This is a genomic window from Sphaerotilus sp. (assembly GCF_041083715.1).
Classification (GTDB): Bacteria; Pseudomonadota; Gammaproteobacteria; order Burkholderiales; family Burkholderiaceae_C; genus Sphaerotilus.
This window is the reverse complement of sequence record NZ_JBFPGY010000269.1, coordinates 1-7,378: the sequence shown is the minus strand read 5'-3', so window position 1 is coordinate 7,378 and position 7,378 is coordinate 1. Positions and strand designations below refer to the sequence as shown.

At 66.8% G+C, this 7,378-nt stretch carries 8 protein-coding genes; 3 read left to right on the top strand and 5 right to left on the bottom strand.

The window, feature by feature from the left end; genetic code table 11:
• From AB3X43_RS12190 to AB3X43_RS12175, 4 genes are all read right to left on the bottom strand, one after another.
• Positions 1-532 (bottom strand): ATP-binding cassette domain-containing protein (locus AB3X43_RS12190; RefSeq protein WP_369430122.1); only part of this gene is annotated, 532 nt, incomplete at its 3' end.
• A gap of 68 nt (positions 533-600) precedes the next feature.
• Positions 601-1,623, bottom strand: a complete 1,023-nt coding sequence (chvE, locus tag AB3X43_RS12185) for a multiple monosaccharide ABC transporter substrate-binding protein (RefSeq protein WP_369430125.1) — start codon at positions 1,621-1,623, stop codon at positions 601-603.
• 106 nt (positions 1,624-1,729) lie between these two features.
• On the bottom strand, positions 1,730-2,662 hold the full coding sequence (locus AB3X43_RS12180) for a dihydrodipicolinate synthase family protein (RefSeq protein ID WP_369430120.1): 933 nt from the start codon (positions 2,660-2,662) through the stop codon (positions 1,730-1,732).
• 32 nt (positions 2,663-2,694) lie between these two features.
• Positions 2,695-4,437 carry an IlvD/Edd family dehydratase gene (locus AB3X43_RS12175; RefSeq protein ID WP_369430119.1) on the bottom strand — a complete coding sequence of 581 codons (1,743 nt, stop codon included), beginning with the start codon at positions 4,435-4,437 and terminating at the stop codon, positions 2,695-2,697.
• 111 nt (positions 4,438-4,548) lie between these two features.
• Between AB3X43_RS12175 and AB3X43_RS12170 the strand changes: the two genes are divergently transcribed.
• Together AB3X43_RS12170 and AB3X43_RS12165 are read left to right on the top strand one after the other, a co-directional pair.
• Positions 4,549-5,337 (top strand): SDR family NAD(P)-dependent oxidoreductase, encoded by a 789-nt coding sequence (locus AB3X43_RS12170; protein WP_369430118.1) that lies wholly within the window; start codon positions 4,549-4,551, stop codon positions 5,335-5,337.
• On the top strand, positions 5,337-6,254 hold the full coding sequence (locus tag AB3X43_RS12165; RefSeq protein ID WP_369430117.1) for an SMP-30/gluconolactonase/LRE family protein: 918 nt from the start codon (positions 5,337-5,339) through the stop codon (positions 6,252-6,254). Before AB3X43_RS12170 ends, AB3X43_RS12165 begins: the two co-directional genes overlap by 1 nt.
• 109 nt (positions 6,255-6,363) lie before the next feature.
• On the opposite strand, the gene AB3X43_RS12160 is transcribed toward AB3X43_RS12165, so the two are convergent.
• On the bottom strand, positions 6,364-6,963 hold the full coding sequence (locus tag AB3X43_RS12160) for a recombinase family protein (protein WP_369430116.1): 600 nt from the start codon (positions 6,961-6,963) through the stop codon (positions 6,364-6,366).
• A 259-nt stretch (positions 6,964-7,222) separates the two neighbouring features.
• On the opposite strand from AB3X43_RS12160, the gene AB3X43_RS12155 reads away from it, so the two are divergent.
• Positions 7,223-7,378, top strand: a 156-nt coding sequence (locus AB3X43_RS12155; protein WP_369430123.1) for a type I restriction-modification system subunit M N-terminal domain-containing protein, incomplete at its 3' end; no start/stop codon positions are given.

Genomic DNA, 7,378 nt, shown 5'->3' with positions numbered 1-7,378 from the left:
TGTCGGTCTCGTTCAGGCTCGCGGTCGGCTCGTCGAGGATGAGCAGCTTCACCTCCTTCGACAGCGCCTTGGCGATCTCCACGAGCTGCTGCTTGCCCACGCCGAGGTCGTCGATCAGCGTCGTCGGTGACTCGGCCAGCCCCACCTTGTCGAGCAGGGCGCGGGTGCGCACATGGCACGCCTGCCAGTCGATCACGCCGCGCCGCGCCGGCTCGTTGCCGAGGAAGATGTTCTCGGCGATCGACAGCAGCGGCACCAGCGCCAGCTCCTGGTGGATGATGATGACGCCGACGTGCTCGCTGTCGGCGATGCCGGCGAAGGCCCGCGGCTGGCCGTCGTAGACGATCTCGCCGCTGTAGCTGCCGTGCGGGTACACGCCGCTGAGCACCTTCATCAGCGTGGACTTGCCGGCGCCGTTCTCACCCACCACGGCGTGGATCTCGCCGGCCCGCACGCGCAGGTTCACATTGTCGAGCGCCTTGACGCCCGGGAACTGCTTGGTGATGCCGCGCATCTCTAGGATCGTTGTCACGGGGTGGGTCTCGTCATGTATTCCTCCTCCCCCCAGCGGGGGGAGGCCGGGAGGGGGGCTCCCCGCGCTTACTTGATCTGGCTTTCCTTGTAGTAGCCGCTGTCGATCAGGATCGGCTTCCAGTTCGTCACGTCCACGCTGACCGGCTTGAGCAGGTAGGACGGCACCACCTTGACCCCGTTGTTGTAGGTCTTGGTGTCGTTGATCTCGACCTTCTTGCCGCTGAGCATCGCGTCGATCATGCCGCCGGTGACCTTGGCGAGTTCACGCGTGTCCTTGAACACGGTCGAATACTGCTCGCCGCGCAGCATGGACTTGACCGAGGCGACTTCGGCGTCCTGGCCCGAGACGAACGGGTACGGCTGCTTCGGCGTGCCGTAGCCGACGCCCTTCAGCGACGACAGGATGCCGATGCTCAGGCCGTCGTACGGCGACAGCACGGCGTCCACGCGGGCGTTGCCGTAGTAGGCGCTGAGCAGGTTGTCCATGCGGGCCTGGGCGACGGCGCCGTCCCAGCGCAGCGTGCCGACCTTGTCCATGCCCATCTGCTTGGAGCGCACCACCAGCTTGCCGCTGTCGATGTAGGGCTTGAGCACCGACATGGCGCCGTCGTAGAAGAAGAAGGCGTTGTTGTCGTCCGGCGAGCCGCCGAACAGCTCGATGTTGAACGGGCCCTTGCCACCGGCCAGGTTCAGCGCCTTGACCAGCGAGCCGGCCTGCAGCACGCCAACCTGGAAGTTGTCGAAGGTGGCGTAGTAGTCGACGTTCTTGCTGCCCTTGATCAGGCGGTCGTAGGCGATGACCTTGACGCCCTTGTCGGCCGCCTTCTGCAGCGCGTTCGAGAGAGTGGTGCCGTCGATCGCGGCGATCACCAGCACCTTCACGCCCTTGGTGACCATGTTCTCGATCTGGGCGAGCTGGTTCGGGATGTCGTCGTCGGCGTACTGCAGGTCCGCCTTGTAGCCCTTGTCCTTGAGGACCTTGACCATGCTGTCGCCGTCGGAGATCCAGCGGGCCGAGGACTTGGTCGGCATCGACACGCCCACGCTGCCCTTGTCCTGTGCCTGGGCCATGCCCGTCACGGCGAACATGGCCGCCACACCAGCGGCAACCACCAGCCTGCGGGTCAGATTCAGATTGCGATTCATCGTTGTCTCCTGTCGTCATTCGAGCCAGCCGGGCTCAGCGGGTTGGAATTCAGCGGCCCCAGCGCAGCACCAGCGGATCGAGCCGCCGCGCCGTCTCGATCAGACCAGCGCGGGTGTCGGGGTGCATCGCGGGCAGCGGGTGGCGCGGCGCCTCGCAGGCGATCACGCCACCCTCCTGCATCAGCGCCTTGCAGGCCAGCAGGCCGCACTGGCGGTTTTCGTAGTTGATGAGCGGCAGCCACTGCGTGTAGAGCGCCACCGCCTCTTCGCGGCGACCTTCGCGGTAGGCATCGACGATCCGGCGGATGCCGTCCGGATAGGCGCCGCCGGTCATCGCGCCCGTGGCGCCGGCGTCCAGATCCGGCAGCAGCGTGATTGCCTCTTCGCCGTCCCAGGGACCTTCCACCGCGTCGCCGCCGAGCCGGATCAGCTCGCGCAGCTTCGATGCGGCGCCGGGCGTCTCGATCTTGAAATACGCCACCTGCGCGATCTCGCGGGCCATGCGGGCGAGGAAGTCGGCGGACATCGCGGTGCCGCTGATCGGCGCGTCCTGCACCAGGATCGGGATGTCGATCGCGTCGGACACGGTGCGGTAGAAGGCGTGGATCTGTCCTTCCGACACGCGCAGCGTGGCGCCGTGGTACGGCGGCATGACCATCACCATCGCAGCGCCCTGCTCCTGCGCCCGGCGGCTGCGTTCGGCGCAGATGCGGGAGCTGAAGTGCGTCGTCGTCACGATCACCGGCACGCGGCCGGCGACGTGCTCAAGGATCGTGCTGGTCAGCGTCTCGCGTTCGGCGTCCGAGAGCACGAACTGCTCGGAGAAGTTCGCCAGGATGCACAGGCCGTTCGAGCCAGCGTCGATCATGAAATCGACACAGCGCAGCTGGCTCGGCAGGTCCAGCTCGCCGGACGCGGTGAACGTGGTCGGCACGACCGGGTAGACGCCGACGTGGCGGGGATTGCGGGCGGAAAACGTCATCGGTGCAGCCTCAATGCGCGGTCAGAGCGCACTCAATGCGAGTGGCGCGGCACTTCGGCCCCGCGGCACCCGACCAGAAAATCGAAATCGCAGCCCTCGTCCGCCTGCAGCACATGCTCGACGTAGAGCTTGCGGTAGCCGCTGCCATCGGCCGGGATGGGCTGGCGCGTCTCGGCCCAGACCGCCAGACGCGCCTGAAGCTCCTCGTCCGACACCTCCAGGTGCAGCCGCCCGCCCGCGCAGTCCAGCTCGATCCAGTCGCCGTCCTGCACCACCGCCAGCGGCCCGCCCGCCCGCGCTTCCGGCGCGACGTGCAGCACCACGGTGCCGTAGGCCGTGCCGCTCATGCGCGCATCCGACAGCCGCACCATGTCCGTCACGCCCTGCGCCAGCAGCTTCGGCGGCAGGCCCATGTTGCCGACCTCGGCCATGCCGGGATACCCGCGCGGGCCGCAGTTCTTCAGCACCAGCACCGACTGCGCATCCACCACCAGATCGGGATCGGCGATGCGCGCCTTGTAGTCTTCGAGGCTCTCGAACACCACCGCCCTGCCCCGGTGCTGCAGCAGCGCGGGCGTCGCCGCCGACGGCTTGAGCACGGCACCCCGCGGCGCCAGGTTGCCGCGCAGGATGCAGATCCCGCCATCGGCCACCAGCGGCTTGTCCAGCGGCCGGATCACCTCGTCGTTCCACTGCGGCGCGTCCTGCACGTTCTGCCACAGCGTGCGGCCGTTGGCGGTGAGCGCGTCCGGATGCGGCAGCAGACCCGCCTCGCCCAGCCGCCGCAGCACCGCCGGCAAGCCACCCGCGTCGTGGAACTCTTCCATCAGGAAGCGCCCGGAGGGTTGCAGATCGACGATCGTCGGCGTGCCGCGGCCCACGCGGGTCCAGTCCTCCAGCGCCAGCTCGACGCCGATGCGCCCGGCGATCGCCTTCAGGTGGATCACCGCGTTGGTCGAGCCGCCGATCGCCGCGTTGGTGCGGATCGCGTTCTCGAACGCCTCGCGGGTCAGCAGCTTCGACAGGCGCAGATCCTCCTTGACCATCTCGACGATGCGCATCCCGGACAGGTGCGCCAGCACGTAGCGCCGCGCATCGACCGCCGGAATCGCCGCGTTGTGCGGCAGCGTGACGCCGAGCGCCTCGGCCATGCACGCCATCGTGGACGCGGTGCCCATCGTGTTGCAGGTGCCTGCCGAGCGCGACATGCCCGCCTCGGCCGACATGAATTCGTGGATCGAGATCGTGCCGGCCTTGACCTGCTCGGACAACTGCCACACGGCGGTGCCCGAGCCGATGTGGCGCCCCTGGTGCTTGCCGTTGAGCATCGGCCCGCCCGACACCGCGATCGCCGGCACGTCACAGCTCGCCGCGCCCATCAGCAGCGCCGGCGTCGTCTTGTCGCAGCCGACCATCAGCACCACCGCGTCGATCGGGTTGCCGCGGATGGCCTCCTCGACGTCCATGCTCGCCAGGTTGCGCGTGAACATCGCCGTGGGGCGCAGGTTGGACTCGCCGTTGCTGAACACCGGGAACTCGACCGGGTAGCCCCCCGCCTCGAACACGCCGCGCCGCACCCGCTCGGCCAGCTCGCGGAAATGGGCGTTGCACGGCGTCAGCTCGGACCAGGTGTTGCAGATGCCGATGATCGGCTTGCCCTGGAACTCGTGGTCCGGGATGCCCTGGTTCTTCATCCAGCTGCGGTACATGAAGCCGTTCTTGTCCACCGTACCGAACCATTCGGCGGAGCGGAGCTTGCGGGGGGACGACGTCATGGCCATCGAGACTCGGAAGTGACAGTGATCGAATTAAAGTATGACTTTATTTCCATTGATCCCGGTAAAAACCCTCAATGCAGGGTTCATCCGCAAATTTAGTATGACTACATGACTTCACCAACATCATCCATGTCCCGCTACGCCACCTATCCCAGCCTGACCGACCGCTCGGTGCTCATCACCGGCGGCGCCACCGGCATCGGCGCCACGCTGGTGCGCGAGTTCGCGGCACAGGGCGCGCGTGTCGGTTTCATCGATCTCGATGCCGCCTCCGGCGAAGCGCTGGCCGCCGAACTGGTGCCCACCTCCCGCCACGCGCCCGTCTTCGTCCACGCCGACCTGACCGACATCGACGCACTGCAGGCGGCCATCGCCACGGTCGCCGCTGCCTGCGGGCCGATCCTGGCGCTGCTGAACAACGCGGCCAACGACGTGCGCCACAGCATCGAGTCGACCACCTCCGCCTCCTGGGACCGGGGCGTGGCGGTCAACCTGAAGCACCAGTTCTTTGCCGCGCAGGCGGTGGCGCCGGGGATGCGGGCGGCCGGTGGCGGCTCGATCGTCAACTTCGGCTCGATCAGCTGGATGCTCAAGCAAGGCGGCATGCCGGCCTACACCGCCTCCAAGGCGGCGGTGCAGGGACTGACACGCGGACTGGCGCGCGACCTGGGGCGCGACAACATCCGCGTCAACACGCTGGTGCCGGGCTGGGTGATGACGGAGAAGCAGTTGCGGCTGTGGGTCGATGACGCGGCAAAGGCGGACATCTCGCGGCTGCAGTGCATCGACCAGCCGCTGATGCCGGCCGACATCGCCCGCATGGCGCTGTTCCTGGCCGCGGACGACAGCGCGCTGTGCACGGCGCATGATTTTCAAGTGGACGCGGGAATCGTCTGATGGACAAGCTCAACGCGGAATTGCTGGTGAACGCGCAGGCCAGGCTCGGCGAAGGGCCGCTGTGGTGCCCGGTCGAGCAGGCGCTGTACTGGACCGACATCCAGTCCTCGACGCTCAGCCGGTGGCGGGCGGTGGACGGCGCGGTGCGGGTCTGGCCGATGCCGGAGCGGCTGGGCAGTTTCGCGTTCTGCGAAGCGCCGGGGCGCTTGCTGCTCGCGCTGGAATCGGGGGTGGCGCTGTTCGATCTGGAGCGCGGCGCGTTGCTGACACCGATCGTGCCGGTCGAGCCGGAAAACCCGACGACGCGCCTGAACGACGGCCGCTGTGATCCGCAGGGGCGCTTCGTCGTCGGCATCTACAACCAGACGCCCGACGAAGCGCCGATCGGCCACTTCTACCGCATCGACGCGGCGCTGAACGTCGAGCGTCTGCCGCTGCCCAAGATCGGCGTCGCCAACAGCCTCGCCTTCAGTCCGGACGGCACGCGGATGTACTTCACCGACTCGCCGACCCGGCAGATCTGGTGCGTCGACTACCACGCCGACGGCCGCCTGGGCGAGCCGCGGCCGTTCGTGAAGCTCGGGGCGCACGAAGGCTATCCGGATGGCTCGACGGTCGATGCCGAAGGTGGGCTGTGGAACGCACAGTGGCGTGGCCACTGCGTCGTTCGCTACGACGAAAACGGGCACGAGACGGATCGGCTGGCGTTGCCGGCGAGTCAGATCACCTGCCCGGTGTTCGGCGGCGCAGGGATGGACGCGTTGTTCGTGACCTCGGCGCGGACCGGGTTGACCGCGGAGGAACTGCGCGGCGAGCCAGCGGCGGGTGGGGTGTTTCGACTGCGGCCGGAGCGTCGAGGGGTGGCGCCGCATCGGTTCCAGTTTCACTCCCCCTTGGCAGTCAGGACGAACGGCTGACGGCACAATCGGGCCCATGGAAAACACAAACACGCAAGATCACGCTCCGCGGATCGGCTTTGTCTCCCTTGGGTGCCCGAAGGATAGCGAATATATCCTCTGACGCGGTTCAGCAGCGCTTGCTGCAGGCCCGCTTGACAGTGGCGGTAGACACTCCGAAGTGATCTGCCGTTGCCGCGATGCTGGCCTCGTTCTCCACTCGCCACTTGCGAACCTCGGCAGGGTCCACAGACTGGGGCCGGCCGAGACTGGCTTTGCCGCGATGGGTCAGCCCGGTGGCCGCCAATGATGCACGCGCAGCATTCCTTCCGGCGGCTGTGCGCTCCTTGATGCGGTCTCGCTCCAGGGCTGCAAGTTGAGCCAGTACCGCGACGATGACCTCGCCCACGCCTTTGCCGATGGTTCCGACGCCTACCACCTCCAGGCGCACGCCGCGGGCGATCAGATCACGGACTGTCTGTTGTACATCGATGGCATCACGCCCCAGGCGATCCAGCGCGGCCACGTGTACGACATCGCCATCTCGCGCATAGGCCAGCAGGGCTGCGAAGCCGGGCCGCTGAGCAGCGATGGTGGCGCCGCTGACGCCTTCGTCGGTGAACAACCGACTGAACTCGGGGATGCCTGCATCCTTCGCGAGCGCATGCAGTTGGCTTTCGACGGATTGCCCGGCGGTAGAGCAACGGGCGTAGGCGATGTGGACGGTCATGTTTTGGCTCGTAAGATGTATGTGCATTATGTGCCAAGCTCATAAATGCGAATATGTATCTTTTGATCCAAAATTTGGCCTGTCTTTTCGGTTGGCTCAAAACCTACAAGTTCTGAGCTACATCTATCCACATTGATCTACACCATATGGCACTACCCCGCCTCAGGCGTGCGCATGCACCGCGGCCCCAGGATCCTGGGCCGATCACGGTCGGTGAGAATGCTGCAAACAATGCCATCTGCGCGCGGGAGAAACGATCTTGAACCACCAAGCCCTGTCGTCCTTCATCTGGTCGGTCGCCGACCTGCTGCGAGGGGACTACAAACAGAGCGAATACGGCCGCGTCATCTTGCCGTTCACTGTGCTGCGCCGACTCGACTGCGTGCTGGCGGCCACCAAGCCGGCGGTGCTGGCC

Coding starts and splice junctions, on each gene's coding strand:
- chvE (WP_369430125.1), bottom strand. CDS start 1,623: ATGTTCGCCGTGACGGGCATGGCCCAGGCACAGGACAAGGGCAGCGTG.
- AB3X43_RS12180 (WP_369430120.1), bottom strand. CDS start 2,662: ATGACGTTTTCCGCCCGCAATCCCCGCCACGTCGGCGTCTACCCGGTC.
- AB3X43_RS12175 (WP_369430119.1), bottom strand. CDS start 4,437: ATGACGTCGTCCCCCCGCAAGCTCCGCTCCGCCGAATGGTTCGGTACG.
- AB3X43_RS12170 (WP_369430118.1), top strand. CDS start 4,549: ATGACTTCACCAACATCATCCATGTCCCGCTACGCCACCTATCCCAGC.
- AB3X43_RS12165 (WP_369430117.1), top strand. CDS start 5,337: ATGGACAAGCTCAACGCGGAATTGCTGGTGAACGCGCAGGCCAGGCTC.
- AB3X43_RS12160 (WP_369430116.1), bottom strand. CDS start 6,963: ATGACCGTCCACATCGCCTACGCCCGTTGCTCTACCGCCGGGCAATCC.